General features: G+C 38.4%; 15 protein-coding genes. 4 read left to right on the forward strand and 11 right to left on the reverse strand.

Features of this window, described 5'->3' with window-relative positions:
• The first annotated feature begins 3 nt into the window (after nt 1–3).
• A complete protein-coding gene (locus K7G75_RS02485; protein WP_222982438.1) occupies nt 4–3,327 on the forward strand; it encodes a VCBS repeat-containing protein in 3,324 nt (1,107 codons plus the stop codon).
• 32 nt (nt 3,328–3,359) lie between these two features.
• On the opposite strand, the gene K7G75_RS02490 is transcribed toward K7G75_RS02485, so the two are convergent.
• From K7G75_RS02490 to K7G75_RS02525, 8 genes are all read right to left on the reverse strand, one after another.
• Nucleotides 3,360–3,863 (reverse strand): nuclear transport factor 2 family protein, encoded by a 504-nt coding sequence (locus K7G75_RS02490; RefSeq protein WP_222982440.1) that lies wholly within the window; start codon nt 3,861–3,863, stop codon nt 3,360–3,362.
• Between the two features lie 56 nt (nt 3,864–3,919).
• Complete coding sequence (locus K7G75_RS02495) at nt 3,920–4,687, reverse strand: helix-turn-helix domain-containing protein (protein ID WP_222982442.1); 768 nt, start codon at nt 4,685–4,687, stop codon at nt 3,920–3,922.
• 683 nt (nt 4,688–5,370) lie between these two features.
• Entirely contained in the window at nt 5,371–5,547 is a 177-nt protein-coding gene (locus tag K7G75_RS02500; protein WP_222982444.1) for a site-specific integrase, read from the reverse strand.
• Between the two features lie 158 nt (nt 5,548–5,705).
• Nucleotides 5,706–6,449 (reverse strand): hypothetical protein, encoded by a 744-nt coding sequence (locus K7G75_RS02505; RefSeq protein WP_222982446.1) that lies wholly within the window; start codon nt 6,447–6,449, stop codon nt 5,706–5,708.
• Between the two features lie 85 nt (nt 6,450–6,534).
• Nucleotides 6,535–7,491 carry a hypothetical protein gene (locus tag K7G75_RS02510; protein ID WP_222982448.1) on the reverse strand — a complete coding sequence of 319 codons (957 nt, stop codon included), beginning with the start codon at nt 7,489–7,491 and terminating at the stop codon, nt 6,535–6,537.
• 28 nt (nt 7,492–7,519) lie between these two features.
• The gene (locus K7G75_RS02515) at nt 7,520–9,241 is read right to left on the reverse strand and encodes a SusD/RagB family nutrient-binding outer membrane lipoprotein (RefSeq protein ID WP_222982451.1); all 1,722 of its coding nucleotides are present in this window, start codon (nt 9,239–9,241) and stop codon (nt 7,520–7,522) included.
• Between the two features lie 12 nt (nt 9,242–9,253).
• On the reverse strand, nt 9,254–12,508 hold the full coding sequence (locus K7G75_RS02520; protein WP_222982462.1) for a SusC/RagA family TonB-linked outer membrane protein: 3,255 nt from the start codon (nt 12,506–12,508) through the stop codon (nt 9,254–9,256).
• Between the two features lie 539 nt (nt 12,509–13,047).
• Entirely contained in the window at nt 13,048–13,785 is a 738-nt protein-coding gene (locus K7G75_RS02525) for a helix-turn-helix domain-containing protein (RefSeq protein WP_222982464.1), read from the reverse strand.
• 666 nt (nt 13,786–14,451) lie between these two features.
• Between K7G75_RS02525 and K7G75_RS02530 the strand changes: the two genes are divergently transcribed.
• On the forward strand, nt 14,452–15,348 hold the full coding sequence (locus K7G75_RS02530) for a LysR family transcriptional regulator (protein ID WP_222982465.1): 897 nt from the start codon (nt 14,452–14,454) through the stop codon (nt 15,346–15,348).
• Nucleotides 15,349–15,383: 35 nt separating this feature from the next.
• On the opposite strand, the gene K7G75_RS02535 is transcribed toward K7G75_RS02530, so the two are convergent.
• On the reverse strand, nt 15,384–16,286 hold the full coding sequence (locus K7G75_RS02535; protein ID WP_222982466.1) for a LysR family transcriptional regulator: 903 nt from the start codon (nt 16,284–16,286) through the stop codon (nt 15,384–15,386).
• Between the two features lie 61 nt (nt 16,287–16,347).
• On the opposite strand from K7G75_RS02535, the gene K7G75_RS02540 reads away from it, so the two are divergent.
• Nucleotides 16,348–16,887 (forward strand): DUF3291 domain-containing protein, encoded by a 540-nt coding sequence (locus tag K7G75_RS02540; protein ID WP_222982468.1) that lies wholly within the window; start codon nt 16,348–16,350, stop codon nt 16,885–16,887.
• A 57-nt stretch (nt 16,888–16,944) separates the two neighbouring features.
• Here K7G75_RS02540 and K7G75_RS02545 read toward each other — a convergent pair whose 3' ends face one another.
• On the reverse strand, nt 16,945–17,997 hold the full coding sequence (locus K7G75_RS02545) for a Glu/Leu/Phe/Val dehydrogenase family protein (protein WP_222982470.1): 1,053 nt from the start codon (nt 17,995–17,997) through the stop codon (nt 16,945–16,947).
• A 159-nt stretch (nt 17,998–18,156) separates the two neighbouring features.
• Nucleotides 18,157–19,842, reverse strand: a complete 1,686-nt coding sequence (locus K7G75_RS02550) for a S41 family peptidase (protein WP_222982472.1) — start codon at nt 19,840–19,842, stop codon at nt 18,157–18,159.
• Nucleotides 19,843–20,476: 634 nt separating this feature from the next.
• Between K7G75_RS02550 and K7G75_RS02555 the strand changes: the two genes are divergently transcribed.
• Nucleotides 20,477–20,926, forward strand: coding sequence for a YybH family protein (locus tag K7G75_RS02555; protein ID WP_222982474.1), 450 nt, complete (start codon nt 20,477–20,479; stop codon nt 20,924–20,926).
• Nucleotides 20,927–21,431 lie beyond the last annotated feature (505 nt).

Raw genomic sequence — 21,431 nt, forward strand, 5'->3', positions numbered from 1 at the left:
GAAATGAAAAAAATCAGATCCATAAAACCTCTTTCGTGCCACACGGCCATTGTTTTGGTCTTGATAGGCCTTGTTTCCTGTAACAACTCCATCGAAAGGCCCAAGATTGGGGCTCCATATCTTTTTTCGGAAGTTCCATCAACCGAAACCAGGATTCATTTCATCAATGAAATCCCCGAAAACAGTGCCATGAACAGCATGGTCTATGAGTATTTCTACAATGGTGGAGGAGTGGCCATAGGCGATATTGATAACGATGGACTACCCGATATTTACTTTACGGCCAATCTTAAGGGCAGTAGCCTCTATAGAAATCTTGGGAATTTAAAATTTGAGGACATCACCACAGAAGCAGGGGTCGGGAGTACGTTCGGATGGACCACCGGTGTTACCATGGCCGATATAAATGCCGATGGTTGGCTGGACATCTATGTTTGCAAATCCGGAAAGGGAAAAGCAGCGAACAGAAAAAACCTCCTCTACATCAACAATCAAAATGGCGCCTTTTCCGAAAAAGCATCGGAATATGGCCTTGATTTTTCAGGCTACAGCACCCAAGCCTCTTTTTTTGATTATGACAAGGATGGTGATCTGGATATGTTCTTGCTGAACCACAATGTTGACCCGGTCAACACCAACAATCCTGAGGTATTCAAAAACGACAAAAATGAACTGGTCGGGGACTGCTTGTTCCGAAACGATAATGGAAAATTCACAAATGTTTCAAACGAGGCGGGAATAATCCAAAACACCTTGGGCTTTGGCCTGGGAATTTCCATTGGAGACCTAAACCAAGATGGTTGGCCCGATATTTATGTCGGAAACGATTACATCGAACAGGATTATCTCTACTACAACAATGGGGATGGCACTTTTTCCGAGCAGCTAAAATCCAAAATCGGACATACCTCCAATTTTTCCATGGGGACCGACATTGCCGATTTTAACAATGATGGTTTTCTCGATATCATTTCCTTGGATATGGTCGCCGAGGACAATTACGGCATCAAAACCGGCATGAGCGGCATGAATCCCAAAGCGTTCAACCATGCCGTGGACAACGGTTTTCACTACCAATATATGTTCAACGCCCTACAGCTGAACAATGGCAATGGGCATTTTAGCGAAGTAGGTCAAATGGCCAATATTTCCAACACCGATTGGAGTTGGGCGCCCCTGTTTGCGGATTTTGACAATGATGGATTGAAAGATCTTTTTGTCACCAATGGGCTAAAACGTGATTTTAGGAACAACGACTTTAAAAAATACAAGCTTAAAAGGCTTCAAGAAGCCCAGGACAATGGAGAGAAAATGTCCAAGGTCATTGAGGAGTTGGTCAAAAAAACGCCGCAGCGGAAAATAGAGAACTATTTTTTCAAAAATAACGGCAACCTTACCTATACCAAAACCTCCGCGGCCTGGGGCCTCAAAAGCCCAACATTTTCAAACGGTGCGGCCTATGGCGACCTCGACAATGATGGCGATTTGGACCTCGTCATCAATAATATTAATGAAAAGGCCTCCATTTTAAGGAACGATAGCCATCTGAACTTTATACAGTTTCAATTGAAGGGGAACGATGAAAATCCGTTTGGGATAGGTACAAAAATTTCCATTGAGACCGAAAAAGGGAATCAACATATCGAAAATTATCCTACCCGCGGTTACCAATCTGCAGTGGAACCCCTTGTACATTTTGGCCTCTCCGATGCCGAACGTATCAAAAAGGCAACAATTGCATGGCCCGATGGTAAAATGCAGGTGTTGACAGACATTCCATCAAACCAACGGTTGACCATAGATTATCGGGATGCGGTTGTTCAATCGAAACAAAAAGCAAAAGCAAGTCCCATTTTTACAGAAATTACCCAAAAAGTAGGCCTGGAGCACAGGCATCAAGAAAATCCCCATAACGATTTTGAATTGGAGAGCCTGCTTCCCCATAAAATGTCGGAATTTGGCCCTGCTTTAGCCGTTGCTGACATAAATGGTGATGGTCTTGAGGACTTTTTTGTGGGGGGAGCCAAAGGATTTTCGGCTTCTTTATACGTGCAAAATTCTGTTGGCAATTTCTCTGCTTCAAACCATGGAACATGGCTTCAGGACAAGGATTTTGAGGATGTGGGTGCCATTTTCTTTGACGCGGACAATGATGGGGACCAAGATCTATACGTGGTGAGTGGCGGAAATGAACAGCAAGCAGGTCATCCATATTATCAAGACCGTTTGTACATTAACAATCAGGGGAAATTCAGAAGAGAACCTCAAAGGCTTCCAAAAATTTTACTGAGTGGAAGCTGTGCAAAACCTTTCGATTTTGACCAAGATGGCGATCTGGATCTGTTTGTGGGAACCCGGCAACAGCCCCAAAAGTATCCATATTCCGAAACCAGTTTGCTATTGGAAAACGTTAACGGTGTCTTCAGAGATGTTACAAATGACAAAGCTCCTGATTTGGCAAAAGCAGGAATGGTCACCGATGCCATTTGGTCCGATTTCAACCAAGATGGCCAAACAGATTTGATTGTGGTTGGTGAATGGACAAAAATCAATTTTCTCAAAAACAAGAGTGGTACTTTGGAGCTTGACAATTCCATCCTACCCAATACCGAGGGCTGGTGGAACACTATTGCCGAAACCGATTTTGACCAAGATGGCGATATGGATTATGTGGTGGGCAACCTTGGCCTAAATTACAAGTACAAAGCCTCGGAAGAAGCTCCGTTCGAAGTCTATTCCACTGATTTTGATGACAATGGTACCAACGATATTGTCCTGGGCTATTATAACCAGGGCAATCTTTTTCCGCTTCGTGGAAGGGAATGTTCGTCACAACAAATGCCCTTCATCAAAGAAAAGTTCCCCACCTATCACAGTTTTGGTTCGGCTAACCTGACCCAAGTTTACGGAAAGGAAAAATTGGAGCAATCGTTACATTTAAAATCCAACACCTTTGCTTCGGCCTATGTTGAAAATTTGGGGAACGGCAAGTTCAAAATGCATTCCTTACCAAACGAAGCCCAGCTTTCTTCGGTCAATGCGATTCAAATAGATGATTTTGATGGTGATGGCCTTATGGATATTCTAGTTGCTGGAAATCTGTATCAGTCGGAGGTTGAAACGCCTCGAAACGATGCAGGCATAGGACTATTAATGAAAGGTTTGGGCAATTCTGATTTTGAAGCACTCAGATATGCTCAAAGTGGTGTTTTTTTGGAAGGTGATGTTAAACAAATGCGCGTTATCCGATTGGGTGCTGAGGGTTCGAAAAAAGGAATATTGGTTGCCAGGAACAAGGGTGCCTTAAAGCTTATAGCGCCAGATTAAAATGCCAGGGCAGCGCTTGGTCGACCCATAAATCATTTTTGCTCCGTTGCATGATAGTCAACTTGTCTATCCCACATAGAAGCGGCAAAGAAATCCTTTTGAACAACAATCAGGTCATTTTCCATTTCCCAAAGCGTAATAAAGGGCACCTTAAAAGGCTTACCCAAATAGTTGCCGGACCATGTGCCATGAATTACGATGTTATTATCCGAAGTGATGACCTTCAAAATGTTCCACCCAATATTTGAATAATTGCTCTTGGAGCTTCCGGTTTGGGCGTAGAGTTTGCTCACTTCTTCCGTGCCATGTACCTCAATTTCAAAAGTGGGGTCGGCAAACTCTACTTGCGGATGATAGAAACTCATCAAATCGTCGATACTGAATGGGCGTTGTGAAAAGATTCCATAATACCTTGCGACCATGTTCTTCGCTTTTTGGATATCCATGCCGTCGGTTTCATTTGATGGACCGTTCTTAACCTTGGCGCATGATAAGGCAAGGAACAACGACATTATTATCACAATAGATTTTCTCATACTTGGGTATTTTTGTTTCAAAGCCAAAAATGAGCATCTAGTTTTTATAAAACGTCTCACCCAATTGGATGGGCCGCGTTCTTTTTTAAATATTGGGAAGGTGTTGTGCCTGTAAACTTTTTAAAGTTTCTTGCCATTGAGCTTTTACTGTTGAACCCAACGTCATATCCGATGGCCAACAAGGTCAAATTTTTATATCGATTGTCGCAAAGTCTACGTTTCATTTCTTCAACCCTGTATTTGTTCACCAAATCTGTAAAAGTCATTTCAACCCCAGCATTTAGAGCCTGGGACAGGTTGTTGTTCGAAATTCCGATGGCATTGGCCAGTTGACTTTGATTGAAGAAGGGGTCTAAAAAAGGTCTCTCTTTCTCAAAACACTGCTTCACCAGAGCTGTATATTCTTCAATTTGTGCCCTGCCCATCTTCGAGTTTTTGTATTTAAAAGCCACTTGAGTAGCCTTTATCAGCTCTGACCGATACATGAGATTGTAGGCAACAATCAGAATTAAAAATGCCAGCCCAATATATTGGAGATAGGCGTAGGAGAAGGAGTAAACCGGCTCAATTCGCATTAATATGGTCCCAGCGAGATGAATAAAAATCACTGGGACAAAAGCGTATGACAGTTTCTTGGCCCACAACCATTGATGTTTGTTTTTATCACCATTTATCAACCGTATTATAAGGATGACATACACAAGACTTACCACGGTTTCAAAATAAGTGGGGAGCAGATTGATCCCAAATTTGCCTTCTATAAAAGAATCCTCATAAAAACGGATTTTTTCATCCTCAGATGACAAATACAGCGGCAACCTCATATAAAGTGGCACAATCAGCGGCAAAAATGCCAATAAATAAGTCCATCTCCAGCTATAGCCCTTTATGCTAAAACGAAAAAAGAAATAGTGGAGTGGACAAATCAAATAGTTAAGCAAAAAACCAATGCCGATTATATGGGGAAATTGTTTATATAATAAGCTATGTCTTAGCGTTGTGTCCAAAAGGATAAGGGAAATACACAACAAAAGCATTCCGAAGAGATGGTATTTCCAATCGCTCAGCCCTAGCCTGAAAAAAACAAAGGCAAGCATTAGGGATTGAATCATGGCGAACAAAAAGACAACTAACCAAAAATCCATATTTGTTTAATTGATGTCGGCATGCTGCATGTTGAGCTAAGTTGTGCCAAAGCCCAACATAATGTGATGTACTAAACTACACAAAAGCTGGCGAATACTTTTTGATGGTAAAATAAAAAAGCCTCAAAACCATATGGCTTCGGGCTTTTAATAACTTAAATTTCTATGTGGTCCCACCTGGGATTGAACTGTTCTTGTATTTGGTTGATTTTCAATGTCTTGTAAATCACCAGAGCTATTTACTCACCGAATAACTCACCAAAACTATGCCGGATTTTTAATGAACTTATTTGCTTTTAAATATAACCATAATATATTTTAAGAGTCATATTTAGCTAAAAGTCGGTTTGATTTTATAATATTTAATTATTCTTTATTGTTTCTTGATAGGCATCATGCGCATTGTTGAGAAAGGACATAAAATTGATATGTGTGGTGTTCAATTTACTGTGCCCGGGCATTGCCTGGATTGCCGGCAGGGGGAAATTGTTGAGCATGGCATGGGTCGCAAAGCTGTAGCTGGACACGTAGGAGGTCAATTTTTGATTGATAAGGCACAACCTGGTAATCTCCTTAAGCCCCTTGTTTTAATGTATAAGGGTCCATTTCTCGTCCCTGTACTGGAGTTTCAGGAACCGTCTTTTCATTCATTGACATACCAGGTTTTGAACAATTATTAGCAAACGGCAAACGCTGTTTAATAAAACAACCGTTTCAAATCATTAATATTCTTAGAATCAAAGGTCTTTTCATTCAAAATATGGGAAACATTCAAATTATATTGCCTTGACAAAAATTTCACCAATTTTTTCTCCCTTTCTGGTAAAACATGTAATTCTGTTAAATATGGTTTTCCGATAAGGTAATTTATTTTTTCAACAAATTTAGGAGGTATTTCTTGCGCTAAGGAATTAGCAGGTGTCTTGCCTTTAATATATACCTTGTTTTTTTTTGAGTACAAAGAAAATTTGTCTCCTTTATATTCTTCAATAACATAACCAAGTCCTTGTTTTCCATCAGAGTCTTTAAAGCTTTTATAATGGAATACTTTGTTTTCGATTCTACAACTTATGTTTATTGATTTTAATAGTTCCAAGGGCGCTTCTTCCTCGGATGGACTATTTTTAACTTCAATCAAATCTCTAAAAGCATTATATCTTAAATAATAAATACGAGGCGTTTTCTCATCATTATAAAAAATTTCTCCTTTACGGAAGGTCTTGTCGAAATATGGCGAGCCTTGTATTAAGCTTTCATCGAATGGATTTATTGGTTTGCCAAGGCTCTTCAACCAAAGTTCAGTCATTACTCCTTCTGCCCCCGAGGTTGCAAACTGAGTATTTGGGATTACTTGCCCATAATCCCTTGATATCCCTTGTGAAGACAAAGCTAAGTGACAACAGGTGGTTAATATCGCTAAAGCTATTTTCTTAGGTTTCACTTCTTCTTTTAATTAATAGTTAAAAAAAGAGCCCTATTCATGATTAGGCATTTAGGGCCCTTTATTCAAATCATTATAGCTGATTTTAGATTTTCACCAATCTTATTGCAGCAGGTGTGGCACTAGCACAATCATTAGTCTCGTCCGAAATATAGTAGAGAATAAATGAACTGTCATCAGGAGTATCAAGATCATAAGTGTCGTTGGTTTCTCCTGAACCAGACAGAATTGCTGTATTACATCCGATTCCTAGGCTTTGCGCTGGTGGAAAAACTATTTTCCCACAAACCAATTCAAAAGTTACATCTACTGGGCCAAAAGGACCAAAATCTGGTAACGTTGGTACTCCCCTAATAACACGCACAGTATTGCTGACAGCCTCGATAGTATATACTCCTTCTTCGTAATCAGGAGCGCCCAAAGCCCCAAGTTGTTCACTGATTAACTGATACTGCCCAGTGAATAACTCTTCTGAAGCTAAAAGCGCGATTAGAGATGCCCTGTAAAAATAAGGTGAAGCAAAAAATTGACCGCCTGAGATATTCGGATTGGTATCTCCCTTGGTAAAAACCTGACCGGTTGTTAGTTCTACTTCGAACCGTAATTCAATTTGATCCCCACAGTTATATTCACCCTCAGAAACCCCTATTGCAGAAGTCATTTCCTGAAGAGTAGCAGAAGCACCTATCCTTGGAAGGCCTAAAGGACCAATTTTAAATTCGGATGGGGCGAAAGTTTTAACAAAAGCCTCACCTGAAACGGTGGTACCATTTTCAGGTGTATTATCTATTAAAGTTGCAAACAGCCTCATTTCTTTTAGGAGTCCCCCATCTTTCAAATCCTGGGTTTCAACCTCGACTGCCCAAATAGCATCAGGATTTAACACATCCATTGCAGGACTTATCACTTGGACAGTTCTCAATATCGAGCCCCGCCCTACTGTTGAAAGAACGTCGTCAACTGTCTTCTCCTCTGTACTACATGAAAAGAAAGTAAGAAGAGAGCAAAAAGCTAAACTATAATTTGTGATTCTATTTTTCATATTTTCTTGTTTTGTATTTACTTGCATATTAATTGGCAACCGGTGCCGATGCATTAGTATCCCAAAATACTGGTTGTGTTTGATCAGGTTTTTGGTTTATGTTCGAATTTGTGTTTGTTACGTTCGAAGGATAGTACATTGACCTCACAAAGATCCCTGGCGAAGGGGATCTATTGGGCTGTAGTGTGGTGGGATAACCTGTACGTCTGTAAAAGTTATAGGCTTCCACGCCATTTCCGTAGACAGCAGTAAAAAACTGTTCTCCAAAAATGTCCCATTTTCCATTAGTAGATGCGGAATCCCATTCAGAAGAAATGTTGTCAATGAATTGGGTGACCTGCGTTTCAGTTGGTGCAAAAGATAAATCGGCATCTGTATCAAGGGGGCCAAAGCTTTGAACTTTTGCGATAGATTTAGTAATCCCGGAAATCAATGCGGCTTTAGCAGCTGCCACATCTCCACTGGCCATGGCCATCTCACCTATCATAAAATCTGTCCAAGCGTCAGTAAGTATGGGTGTAATTCCAGCACCTGATCCACCTGTAACCAATGTTACCCCTTCAAAACGGTCGTCATCAAATCGGCCTCCAACTGGATATACTCCCCATGCTGTTACAAAGAAGGCATCTGGATCGCGACCATCGTTCTGTCCATGATCTCTTCCCCATAAGCCATCGGGCAGGCTACAGAATGTAAAACCTCCATCCACATAATGCTGCGGTGGTGTTTGTGTTGAGCAACGGATAGTTTGTTGATTCGGTGGTATCTCCTGTCCCGGAACCGCGTCTGTCTGACGGTAAAAATAATATCTGAGTCTTGGATCATTCGATGTTCGCAGAAGATTCATAAACCAATTCGATTGAAAATCCCCAACACCCGCAGGACCATAATTCAAACCATACCTTGGATGCCTGGTATCTGGATTGGAAGCGTTGGTGCCCGGCCAGTTGTATTCAAAATCTTCATCTGGGCTTGTAATATAATTTCCTGAGCTTACAATCGCATTAAAGCTGGCTTGGGCATTAGAGTCGACAAGCCTCCTCTGCAAATATATTCTCATCTTCAAAGTATTGGCCGCCTTTACCCATTTGGTATAATCATTACCATAATAGGCATCAAAAGATGGCTCTGAAGAAGTTGAATTAGTAAAATTCACTATGGCCTGATCCAATAAAGCCAAACAAGCTTCATAAATTGATGCACCACTATCTGCTTTGGGATTAAGCACCCCTTGATCACCTTGGAAAGCTTCAGTATATGGCACATCTCCAAAAAAATCTACCATTGAAACCATTAAATAAGCTTCAATGAACTGTGCAATTCCTAAATGCCTTGTTTGTCCGGCTTCTTCAGCCAATGGCGTCATAAGACGTATATCTTGAAGTATGCCTGTGTACGCATTTGTCCATTCATCTGTAAAATCGCTATCCTGATAGGTGGCTTGATAATTTTGAGAATTTCCATTGGTCATTGCAGTAATTCTTGTTAGCTCCAAGCCATGGACATTGAATCCATCTCCATTGGTTGCACCCCCTGACACCCAGTTATCGTTGGCATCAGAATCTGCGTCACCCTCCAATTGTCGCACAAAATCCTCTTGGATGGAATTCAGGAAGAAATCTACGCTAGCTTGGTCAGAAGACAATGCGTTTGGGTCTTGCGTAAGATCTAATTCAGTTGTTTCACAACCCAAAACACTCGTGATTGCGAAGACTATAACTACTATTTTATATCTGCTATTTCTTTTCATGTTAATCATTTTTTAAAAAGTTGCTTTTACGCTAAAACCATATCGTCTAGAACTCGGCCCATTCAAAAAGTCAAATCCAAATCCATTGCCAACACCGGTTCCAGATGTATTTGGGTCGAAGTTTGCTCCATTGGGGGTATTAATGGCATCATACCATAAATTGAACCCTGAAACGGTAAATGTCAGCCCTCCCAATGGAGTTTTGTCGAGGAACCTTTTAGGAATATCATAACTAAATGAAGCCTCTTGCAATCGAATTGTTGTAGCATCATAAACCTGGAGTTCAGAGGGTCCAAAAAGGACATTTGTGAAGAAAAAATCCGAATTATTGATTTGAACATTGTTGGGTTGACCGTTTGGTCCCAAACCATTGAGTATAAATGATTCCCGACGATTTGTTGTTTCGGGAATTAGACCTCTTCCCAACAATGTTGAAATGGTACTGGAATATACATCCCCACCATGAACATAGTTGAACTGGAAGTTGAGCCTAAAATTTTTGTAAGAAATAGAATTTGTAAGGTTGGCCGTCCAATCTGGATTAGGATCTCCTATTATTCCATTTTCGGGATCTGTCAAATAGTTGCCATTGGCATCCACTAAATATTCTCCCGTCTCATTATCCCTGTCTATTCTAGATCCAAAGAAGACACCCAAGGGTTCACCTGGAATTGCCGCATTGCCAAGATTGGAAAATCCGGAATACACCACTTGATCTGTATCAAGCCCTAGGTCGGTAACCTCGGTTTCAAAAGCGGTAAAATTAAGATTCGTGTTCCATTTAAAACCGTCTCCTTCCGTTCCAAACCAATTTGCCCCTAAGTCTATTTCAATACCTTTGGATTCAATTTCACCAACATTTGTATCTGTTGTAACAAAACCAGTTGATGGATCTAATGGACGATTTACAATCAAATCTTCCGTTATCCTTCTGTATACTGACAAATCCAAAGTAATGTTATTATTGAAGAATGCAGACTCCAAACCTAGCTCTAACTCTGTGAGTGTCTCTGGTTTAAGATTAGGATTCCCAAGCCTCTGTCCAGAGGTGTTTGTTACAACATTGGTCCCTCCACCGGTCTGAAGGTCGTTGGTTACTAGAACCAAGGTTGACGCAACCGGGTAAGGATTAAGAGTGTTAAACCCTGCGGAAGTACCGTATCCGGCCCTTAGTTTCAAGTAATTGAGCCCATTTTCACTTTTTAAACCATCAAAAACTTGCGTTGGGATAAAGGATATGCTTGCACTTGGATAGAACAAAGTTCGATTGTCCCTTGCAAAATTGGATGCCCAGTCATTTCGACCAGATAGGGTCAAATAGAGAAAACCATCATAATCGAAGTCCAATTGTCCATAAGTACCAACCAAGTTCCTTTCTCTAGAAAATTGGATTTCATCATTATTCAAGAAGTTAAAGTGTCTCAAAACTCCAAAAACCTGTTGACCATCACTTGTTATTCCATTACGGTCAAATATTTCAGCTCTTGTTGTGCCACCTACATTAAAGCTAAAGTCAATTTTGTCAGAAAGCGGAAAGTTTCCTGTCAAAACTAGGTTGTGGTCCCAAATGGTACTTACATTGTTCCATGTTGAATAAATCCCACTCAATAGTCTTGCATCTCCACTATTGCTATTTATACCTCCTTTGTTTTGAAAATTAACGTTGGATTCATTATAAATATCAAGACCAGCCCTATAGTTGATATTCAGGTTTTCCGTTAAATCATAGTTGACCCCGACTTGGCCAAAAACTCTATTGGTTAGCTGCGTACTTCCAGCATTTGCAATGGTCCATAAAGGATGTTGGATGTCGTTAGTTTGTCTGTAGTATACACTCCCTCCGGTAACTGGGTTTTGAAAAGGAAAGCTTTGGATATCTATGTTTCTGGGCGTAAACCAAAGGTCGCCGAAAGCAGAAGAACCCGTCCCAGTTGCTCCATTCCCCGTACTTAAGGCTACTGGCGGAGAGATAAACTTAGTTCTGGTAAAGTTCAGGGTTCCAGTAACATTAAATTTGTTGGTTAATTGAGCGTTCCCCCCTACACTTATATTATTTCTAAGCAATGAATTACCCGGAGTAAACCCTTGGTCTTCTAAATGTCCATAATTTAGGTTATATGCGACTTTACCATCATTGGTTGTACCACGGGCATTAATGGAGGTATTTATTACCGTTCCTGTTCTAAAGAACTTTTCAACACTATCATAAGGTCTCCACTCATATCTCGCACCTTGAAATTCTGGAAAGGCCTGTGGGATCCCAGTTACTGGATTGGCCGTGGAATATGGATGTGGTAAGGTGCCTTGCGCATCAAACGCTGGGTCATTCCCCCAACCATCAACACCATCACGATTAAAGCTTGGCCCCCAATTACTAAAAAACCAACCAAAAGCTTGATCAAAGCCACCGCCATACTCATTTTGATAGTCTGGCAAAGAAGCAATTTCATTAAAGAATATGGATGAACTTATGGAAATCTCATTCTTTTGAATTTGTCGTCTGTCAGCACCTCCTTTTGTAGTGATTAGCACCACGCCATTTTTACCTTGAGATCCATATAAAGTTGCAGCGGCCAAGCCCTTTAAAACGTTAACACTTTCGATGTTGTTTGGATCTAAATCCAAAAACCGGCTCGATCCATTATTGCCATTGATAAAGTCTTGGCGATCTCCCTGTAATCCTTGAGAGTTTGTTTGGCCACTAAATGGAACACCATCAACTATAAAGAGTGCCTGGTTATCTGTGCTAAAAGAATTGTAGCCTCGTATAATGATGTTTGTTCCTGAACCTGATAGACCGCTTTGTTGATTTATTTGTACACCAGATGCTTTACCTGTAAGTATTCTAGCTATATCACCTTCTGATCTCTGTTCCACCTGTTCGGAACCTACTTCGGCCACCGCATAACCAAGTGCTTGTTTTTCCTTTTTAATGCCCAAAGCAGTAACCACAACTTCTTGCAAGGCCTGTGTGTCTTCTTGCATCTGCACATTAAGAGTATTTTGGACACCTACTTGTCTTAATTCTTCTTTCTGTCCTATATAAGTAAACACTAATGTTTGGCCTTCGTTTGCGGTAATAGCATAATTACCATCGAAATCGGTTTGGGTACCACTGGAAGTGCCTTGCACGACAATATTCACCCCAGGGAGCGGGAGACCATTCTGATCCGTAACTGAACCCGTAATGGTCCTTTCTTGGGACAGAACGGATGATAAAGTGAATAACATCAGAACAAATGCCCCATACAGTTTCTTTACTTTCATAGAGTTAAAGTTTTGTTAGTAATTAAATGAGTTAGTGCAACTGAGAAAGGCGGGCGGGAGATGCGTTTGATAGCTAATTCAAATACTCAAAAAACGAGAACAAAACTTAAAGGATGTTCCTTTTTGGTAAGGCGTCTCACCACCCTACCTTTACAATTGCGAGGTAAAACAATTGATAAAAAACTGTTAATTTGTCTTGGCCTATCAATCCAGTTTCTTTTGCCGCTGAATCCAGACATTATAAATATTCTGAGCCTTCAAACACCGATATTAAATGAATGTGTCAGAAATTTGAGTCACAATCAAAAGAAGATCATCAACAATGTTTTTACAACCCATTTGGTGTTCCTTCGACGGGGCAGTTTTATGCTCGTCTTGTTTGAATAGCATATCAAAAACACATAATAAATATTAATATCGATCTATCCTCTTTTAAAAAATCCAGAGAGTGTTGGTAGTAAAACGATCATTGTACAAACAGGATGGATGAATGGCTGTACATGTTGGGAATAGTTATAAATTCAAATGACATAACCTATTTAGGCAACGGCTACAGGTCTTTGTGCAAGTTTTTTTCTTTTATAGACGATGGGGGAATTGCCGTTAAATTTTTTAAAAGCCACATAAAATGTAGCCCTACTGTTGAAGCCACTCTGAAATGCAATTTCCTTTACACTTGAGTTGTCATTTTGTAAAAGCCTCTCCGCTTCGCGTATTCTGTACGAGTTTATAAAATCATGAAATCCCATCTCATAATGTTCGTTAATTATTTGAGATGTATGATGCCTGGAAATGTGCATTTTTTCAGCGAGTTGATCCAAGCACAGATCTTGATTTAAATACGGTTTTTCATTGGCCATAAGCTTCTCCAATATTCCCTTTAACTCTGCTGACAATGATATTGAAAGACCGGATTTGCCATATCTAGGGTAATCTTTGTTAGTGCTTCTTAAATGCAAATTTTTATCATAAAGAAAATTGGGCTTGGTAATTGACAAAAAGGAAAATACAGTTAGAAATATGCAGATTGCCCCCGTGGTTAGGAGTGCAATCTCAGCTCCAATCATATTGAATACTTTGAGTGGGAAAATCAGAATAAATATAGCCGTTAAACAAAAAAGGGCGTAAGCTAAGAATTTGGACAAATAACCAATTTTATGGTTCATAACTGTCATTTCACCAATTACGACATAAGACATCAAGGAATAGACAACAAGCAAGGTTGTAATCAATATATGGAATAAAGTCCCTTTTTCGATAGTAATATGCTTGACCAAAAATGCTGATTCAAACTTCGACAATCCATGAAATAGTCCGTATAGTATAATTATAACGAGAAATTGCACAGCTAAATGAATTAGTAAAGTAACTATCAGGCTCTTTCTTTTTATGAAGCAGTCACTAACAAATAGATATAGAATTGGACCAAGAAGTCCATATAAGAAAGGATTTGAATGGTAAGACTTCAATTCCCTGAACGATTGGAGAATATGAAATTTATATATGTCATGAAATATTATGGCAGAGGACAAAAGTATTACTGCAAGCAGCATATACTTACTTAAAGTAGCGCTAAAAGTTTTATGAAACATTATTGAAACGGCCAAAAAGATACCTTGAAAGCCAAAAAACAAAAAAAATGTTTTATAAATCCACTCCATTTTTCGATCCTTCTTACTAAGAATTTCATCCTATTATGTAAGTTTTATCATTGTATTCCTTAAGGTTTGGAAGCAATAGGACACTAACATCATCAAATTTAATGGGCAGCTTATGGTATATCAACCAAAAGCTTTGAATTATATTCAACGAACCGATTCAAAATATTCATCACCGATTGTTTAAATACACTGCTTTAGTTTTTAATTTCAAGATAAATCTGAGTCTATCCCGATAGGCGTTGACTACTATCTTAGAAGGATTTCCTGTAGAAAAGCTAAAATTTGGAATTAAAACATTTTAAACTGGTAAAAGCAATAGCAGAGTGTGGAAGTTTGCGGAAGGCTTCCGATATACTTTTTTTATCCCAATCCGCGCTAAGTTATCAACTTAAAGAACTTGAAACAGAATTAGGGAAAAAAGTGTTTTATAGAGTGAACAATAAACTAGTCATTTCCGAAACGGGGGAATTAATTCTTAGCTATTCACATAAAGTATTATCGGAATTAATAGAACTAAAGAATTCAATCGAGGAGGTTACTGGCAAATTTAGGGGTAGAATCAAAATAGGCCTTGAAGCATATACCTCATATTTTTGGTTGCCTCAAGTTTTAAAAACTTTAAGAGCACATTGTCCTGATACGGATATAGTTCTAAACACAGAAAGCCCAACTAAGCCGTTATTCTTACTTGAGGAAAGAAAACTTGATTTTGCTATCGTCCTCTTTCGCTTTGAAAACATGAATTTCAACTTTGAAAAGCTATTTAATGATGAACTTATTGTTGTTGCTTCCAATAAGCATTCTTTTGCAAGTAAAGAGTATGTATGCATAAAAGACTTTAACAATGAAAATATTATTACACATAGTGCAAAATCAGAAAGAGATAGAGTACTTGAAAGTGAACATGAACTACAACAGCTTACTCCCAAAAAATACACGGTCATAAAACATACACAGACAATCCTTGAAATGGTAGACCAACAATTGGGAGTGGCTATTCTCTCCAAATGGGCCATTGGGCATTACATTCGAGATAAAGATTTGGTTTTATTGAAATTAGGACCTAAAGGCACCTTTAGGAGTTGGTATCTGGCATACTTAAAGAATAAGAATCTCAAACCATATGAAAAAACATTTTTGAGAATTTTAAAGGAAAATATTAGCGTCCAGAAAGTCTGACTGGAGTCTTTGTCTCATTCAAAGTACAATGAATTTTAAAAATCTGGTTTATACAGTTCAAAATCCCCCCTTAAAACATCCAAAAAGTATTTTTCAAACTTACTTAGGTTTCGATTTTTCAGATATACCCAATACCAGTTTCTAAACGTTCCATTTTTACCAAATTTTATAAGCTTTAGTTTTTTTTCACCAATATATTTTGAAATTGCCCATTTAGAGAGAATAGCCACCCCAAGACCTTCATTAACCATTTCCAAAATAGACTGTGTGTTCCCAATATGAATATATTTTAAAGGATTTATTTCCTTTGCCCCAAATGCTTTCTCCAAAACTTTATCCTTTTGATTCTTACCGCTGTGGGTAATGATTACCTCTTCAACAAAATCCCTAGCCTCTAGATAGTTGCGCTTGGAAAGAATGTGAGAATTTGGCAGAACAACGACCAATTCGTCCCGTAAAACCGGAACAGATTCGAAATAAGATTCGCTAGGCTGGTACACCATAATTGCAAAATCTAAATTATTGGATTCTAACAAATGTAAAGGTCTTGTAGAATTTTCGGTGTTGATTGTAATTTCTATGTTCGGGTAAGTTTTATGAAATTTTCGCAAGATTGACGGAAACCAGTAATATGAGGTATATGCTTCAAGTGATATTCGGATAGAACCCTTTTCCTCACCTTTGATTTCCATTAAGCTTGAGTTTAATTCTTCCAACCTCTTGAGAATTAGCTTTGCATATCTCAGCACAACTTCACCAGTTTCCGATATAACAAGTCTTTTATTCACTCGGTGAAAAACTACCATTCCAACTTCTGCCTCAAATTCCTTTAATTGATGACTCAAAGCAGATTGCGACAAACACAAAACTTCAGAAGCTTTACTCAAAGTCCCCAATTTATGTACCTCGACCACTAACCTTAAATGCCGTATTTCCATGTTGGAATGTAATTGTATTCAATTTCAAATTACCACATTTTGAGTTGTATTAAAACATTCAATGAATATTATTCAAGTACCTGTTGAGAAAAATACGATGACAAAAAAAATGTTCAAGATGAAAACATATAGTTTTGTCATTCATTTGGCTTTTCTTATGAAAGATTCTCATGTTGCACAGATAAATATTAGCAAGCTAAAAAAACCATTGGAGCATCCTTCTATTAAGGACTTTGTAGATATGTTGTCTCCCATCAATGAAGAGGCAGAAAGGTCTCCCGGTTATGTTTGGCGATTAAAATCAGAATCGGGTTACTCCTCAGATTTGATTGTTTTTCCAGATCCTTTAGTGATAATAAATTTGACCGTATGGGAGAGTCTAGATGATTTAAGGAATTTCACCTATAACAATGGTCTTCATCTCCAAGCATTAAAAAATAGGAAAAAATGGTTTCATTCTATAAAGCCGTCATATGCCATTTGGTATATTAGGAAGGGAGAACTGCCTACCATAGAAGAAGGAAAAAAAAGGCTCCTACACATAAAAAAACATGGAGCAAGCGAGTATTCCTTTGATTTTACATGGCAATCGGCTGAGTAATGTAATTACTCTTCTTCCTGTTGGGTTTAAATTAAAGTAGAGCGAAAAACAACTTATTTACTCTGTTGTTAACTTCAGTCTATGTCTTGCTTTTTCGAGAGCCGCTGTATGCGTAGAAATGTTTTTCGATGTAGCAGCTTTGAAAATTTTTTCAAGTGCAGTTTTAATCTTACTTACTTCACGTATCATTTCTTCATTGCTCCAGTTATACAGCTCCATTCCTGTAATTCCTATCGCACCGCCACTATTGATAACAAAATCTGGGGCGTACAGTATGCCTTTGTCTTTTAGAAAGTCCGCCATTTCTGGTGAGGACAATTGGTTGTTCGCGGCTCCAGCAACTGCTCTGCATCTCAGTTTTGGTAAAGTATCTGGGTTTAGTACATTACCATCCGCGCAGGGTGAAAAAATATCACAAGGAAAATCATACACATCCTCAGGATGGACATACTCTATATTATCGTTGTGTTTCAAGGCGGCTATAGCCCTTTCCGAGGTATCGGAATAGTATAATTTGACTTCGTCGTCAATAAGATACCTGACAAGATTCAATCCAACATTCCCAACACCTTGAATTAAAATACTTAACCCCTTCAAAGAGGAATTTCCAGTAAAATATTCCGTTGTGGTCTTGATTGCCTGATAAACACCGAAGGCCGTAATTACTCCTGAGTTGCCCGCTCCTCCATTGTTTCTCGTCCTACTGAAAACATAGGGGTTTCCTGTCTCTGAAATCACATTCATATCCTTTGAAGAAGTTCCAATATCAGGCCCCGTAAAAAAAGTGCCATTTAGATCTTTAAGAATTTTTCCATATCTCAATAACAAGCCTCTCTTTTCTTTTTTACTTAGTACCTGAGATATAGAAATTACCGCCTTGCCGCCGCCTCTAGGGAAATTAGCCAATGCAAACTTGTATGTCATATCTTCTGCAAGCCTCAATGCGGTCCATAAACCTTGCTCATGAGATTCAAACATCATCATTCGAGTACCTCCAGTGGCGGGCCCAAGTGCATTGGAATGCACCGCAATAAAAATCCAGGAATCTGTTGGTTCATCGTAGTTCGTAATTACAAACTGACCATCCCAAGTTTTTATAACATTCTTCATGGATCAAATTATTATTAGGATCCTAAACTCTTCAAATATCCAAGAAATTTCAAATCTATATTATGAAATTAATTTATGTTGAATGATCAAATAAATCATGTTCTTTTTTAACAAGTGAAATACTTTGCAACATAGTAGTATTGGGACCTTGGATTATGGTTATTCTTGGGAAAGCTTTTCTATTTGCTTTTTTTGATAGTTAGAGTTAAAGTTAAGAGAATCAAGTCTTAGGGCTTTATTATACCAAAAAATCGCTTCTTTATTCATTCCCATTTTGGCAAGGATTGACCCAAGATTATCACATGCTTTCCAAGATTTTGGATTTTCATCCAAATTAAACCGATGTATTTTTAATGCCTCTTCCAATCTCCCAAATGATTCTAATTCATACGCTAGCTCTGTCCATTGGTATTCAGAAATTCCACTCCACCAAGGTGTAGCCCCAAAAGCTTCTTTTCTTTCTTGAAAAACCTCAATCCCCTTGTTTACATTTTCATTAAGAACAATATCTCTAATCGAAACATATTTGTCTTTAACGATGAAATCCAATATTGGGTCTTTTTTACCGAAATAGTCCGTGGAAGTAAATTCAATTGGGACGTCCAAAGGAATTAATCTGCGTTGGTCGTTTATAGAATAGGATTGGTGCCATTCTGATGACACATATAATTCCATTTTTGAGTTTGGCAAAAAAAATCCCTCAGAATCACCACAATGATTATAAAATGCACTTGGTGGGGAGCCAATAAAGGTTGCGTTGGTGTGTTTTTTCAGGGAAGAAGTCAACATCACTGCGGCACTAAATGTTGTTCTACCGAGGATTACAAAAAATTGTCCAGACTTATTTATGTGAGGTCTGCAAATTATACTATGGACAATCTTATTGACCTTACTCCCATCCCCACCAACATTATATCTAATATCAAGAATAAACTTTTGAACTTTTTTGTCATCTAAGACTCCCCATATCTTTTGAAGAAAACTGTCGAAAGTTTCATTTTGCGAGTCGGAGATGGAGTTGATCTGCACATATAGATATTCTTTTTGCACGTTGTAATTCATCCAGAATGTACTTCTATATCGGAGATGCAACGGCAGGGAATCATTATCTTTGTTGTAATAGCTTCTAGAAGGCAGACCATTGATTCCCGTAATATAATTAACATCTTGACCATTGGGACCCCACATTTCCCCCCAATATATAAAGTCCATATTGAAATCCCGGACCATATTTTTAATGGCAAACTTTTTGGTTTGCCCATTTCGAAGCCGCACCTTCAAATTGAGTTTGTCGATATCTTTTATGATATCAAGTTCTTTCATTGCCTCAGGGTAGGATAAATAAAAGACACTGCCCTCAAGCTTTCTATATTCATTTTCATTGTTCCATAGTTTGCTAATCCTTAAAAGAGCTTCTTCCACACTGACCTCGCCAATTTCCAAAACTTTGGCCCCCGCCAATTGTGGATATCCCTTTTCAACCGCCGTAACAAACAGACCATCCTTAAATTGATAAAAGCGTACAGGAAAAATATAATTAAAACCAAAGGGGCCATTTGGTACTAATCTTGTATGACCATCTTTTATAGCCGCAACCAGTTCTATGAACCTTATCTTTATCCCCAGGTCATCTTGTAATAAAATATCCTTTTTAATATTCTTTATTCTAAGATCAAAATCATTCTTTGATATCCTTCTATAGAGCATAGGATGTACTTCCACCAATTTTCTTGCTAAAAAATTAACATCTTCCAGCCATTGCTTTTTTGAAGGTTGAATGTTTTCCTGAGAGAAACTTGAGGTCCATGTAAAGATGACAGTAATGATGATAACAGCGTTTTTCATTGCTACCCTTATTTAAAAACTAATACTAAAAAGAGAGTTGTTTTCTTAATCCGTTACACTTTTGTTGAAATCAGGGCTCCACTTTTTTGTAAATGCTGTCAACTATAAATCTAGTACGGGTCTAATTTCAATTATTTGATTCTTTTGACGTATACAACTGCGCATTGCCTTTTTGAGGCTATATCAATTTACGGGGCCGAAATAAGATGAACGGCGGTAACAATATAATCTGCATGTTCAAGGCATTTTTTTTCTGCCTTTTTTATTTGAATTGAATACATGACCATGTTCTCCCAACCAAACACCGAAAGAAGAATCACCTTTCTTACCTTGTTTGTCTTAGTATGGTTCATAGGATTTGATCAAATCCTATATTTGGTCGCAACTAGGGCCAAATACCCCATTGATATGCTGCCTTATAATAACTGTAAACTTTTTCAGCTATAGACCATCTTTCACATCTATTCTATCGAAATATCAATAGAGATCTTGTTTTTAACAATTCAAAATTCTTGAGATATTCATGAATTTATTTCAATGAAAATGACTGATAAGTCCGATTAATTAGGGTAATTTCCCTTTAGATCTACTAAAGGATTGATACTTTTTTTAAACAAAAATTTTTAAACCCTAAATGAAAATACTTCTATCCTTGTTAACTGCATTTTTACTGGTCTGCTGTTCAAGTTCAGTAGTAACAAACGATTACAAAAACTTAGAAAAAGCAAAGGTACAAGTGCTTGAAACTGAAAGGGGTTTTTATGAAATGGCACGGGAAAAAGGTTTAAGGGAAGCATTTTTAGCCTACGCCGATTCAAATGCAGTATTAAATCGACAGGGTAAAGCCATAAAGGGCAAAGAAGCCATTCGGGAATATTTTGAAAATCAAACCCTGCAAAATGTCTCTCTACAATGGAGGCCAGAATTTGTTGATGTTTCTAAATCAGGAGATATGGCTTACACCTATGGCCCATTCACATTTAAAGCAATCAAACCTGATAGCACTGAGGTTTCTGCAGAAGGTATATTCCATACGGTTTGGAAAAAACAGAATGACGGTTCTTGGAAGTACGTATATGATTGAAGAAAACAATAAAATGAAAAACATACTGACGCGTTCACTATTTGCACTGGTATTTTGTGCCAGCTCTTATTCACAAAAAACGGATGAAAGGACCTATCTGAAATCAATGCAAAAAGGGTAATATCCGCATGGGGCATCAGGAGTGCCTGTAGAGAAACAAAAAGTTGCTATGATGAGTCAGTTTCAGAGGCACATCCTAATAAATGGTCGCAAAGTTATTGGGCCTTCTATTTATACCCCCAACTGACAAGCATATATGGGAGAGTGACGGATAGCCTTGGGGATATCTCGAAAGATGATTTAGTTTAAAAAGCCCAAGTGCAGTTGGATACCGCCAAAAAACACTTTACGGGAAACAACGCAAAACCCAATGGAAAATGCCAATAGGTATTTAAACAAAGTAATGAACATAGGGCCCACATCACTCAAGTGAATGAAGAATGGTTGAGGTCTTTTTTGCCAGCTCAATCTGTGTGACAGAATTCTTGAGCAAAGCCTAAAATAA

Origin of the sequence: Flagellimonas meishanensis, from assembly GCF_019880545.1 — a bacterium.
GTDB classification, from domain to species: Bacteria; Bacteroidota; Bacteroidia; order Flavobacteriales; family Flavobacteriaceae; genus Flagellimonas; species Flagellimonas meishanensis.

Coding starts and splice junctions, on each gene's coding strand:
- K7G75_RS02520 (WP_222982462.1), bottom strand. CDS start 12,508: ATGAAAGTAAAGAAACTGTATGGGGCATTTGTTCTGATGTTATTCACT.
- K7G75_RS02550 (WP_222982472.1), bottom strand. CDS start 19,842: ATGAAAAACGCTGTTATCATCATTACTGTCATCTTTACATGGACCTCA.
- K7G75_RS02540 (WP_222982468.1), top strand. CDS start 16,348: ATGAATATTATTCAAGTACCTGTTGAGAAAAATACGATGACAAAAAAA.
- K7G75_RS02555 (WP_222982474.1), top strand. CDS start 20,477: ATGAAAATACTTCTATCCTTGTTAACTGCATTTTTACTGGTCTGCTGT.
- K7G75_RS02485 (WP_222982438.1), top strand. CDS start 4: ATGAAAAAAATCAGATCCATAAAACCTCTTTCGTGCCACACGGCCATT.
- K7G75_RS02495 (WP_222982442.1), bottom strand. CDS start 4,687: ATGAGGTTGCCGCTGTATTTGTCATCTGAGGATGAAAAAATCCGTTTT.
- K7G75_RS02510 (WP_222982448.1), bottom strand. CDS start 7,491: ATGAAAAATAGAATCACAAATTATAGTTTAGCTTTTTGCTCTCTTCTT.
- K7G75_RS02515 (WP_222982451.1), bottom strand. CDS start 9,241: ATGAAAAGAAATAGCAGATATAAAATAGTAGTTATAGTCTTCGCAATC.
- K7G75_RS02490 (WP_222982440.1), bottom strand. CDS start 3,863: ATGAGAAAATCTATTGTGATAATAATGTCGTTGTTCCTTGCCTTATCA.
- K7G75_RS02535 (WP_222982466.1), bottom strand. CDS start 16,286: ATGGAAATACGGCATTTAAGGTTAGTGGTCGAGGTACATAAATTGGGG.
- K7G75_RS02545 (WP_222982470.1), bottom strand. CDS start 17,997: ATGAAGAATGTTATAAAAACTTGGGATGGTCAGTTTGTAATTACGAAC.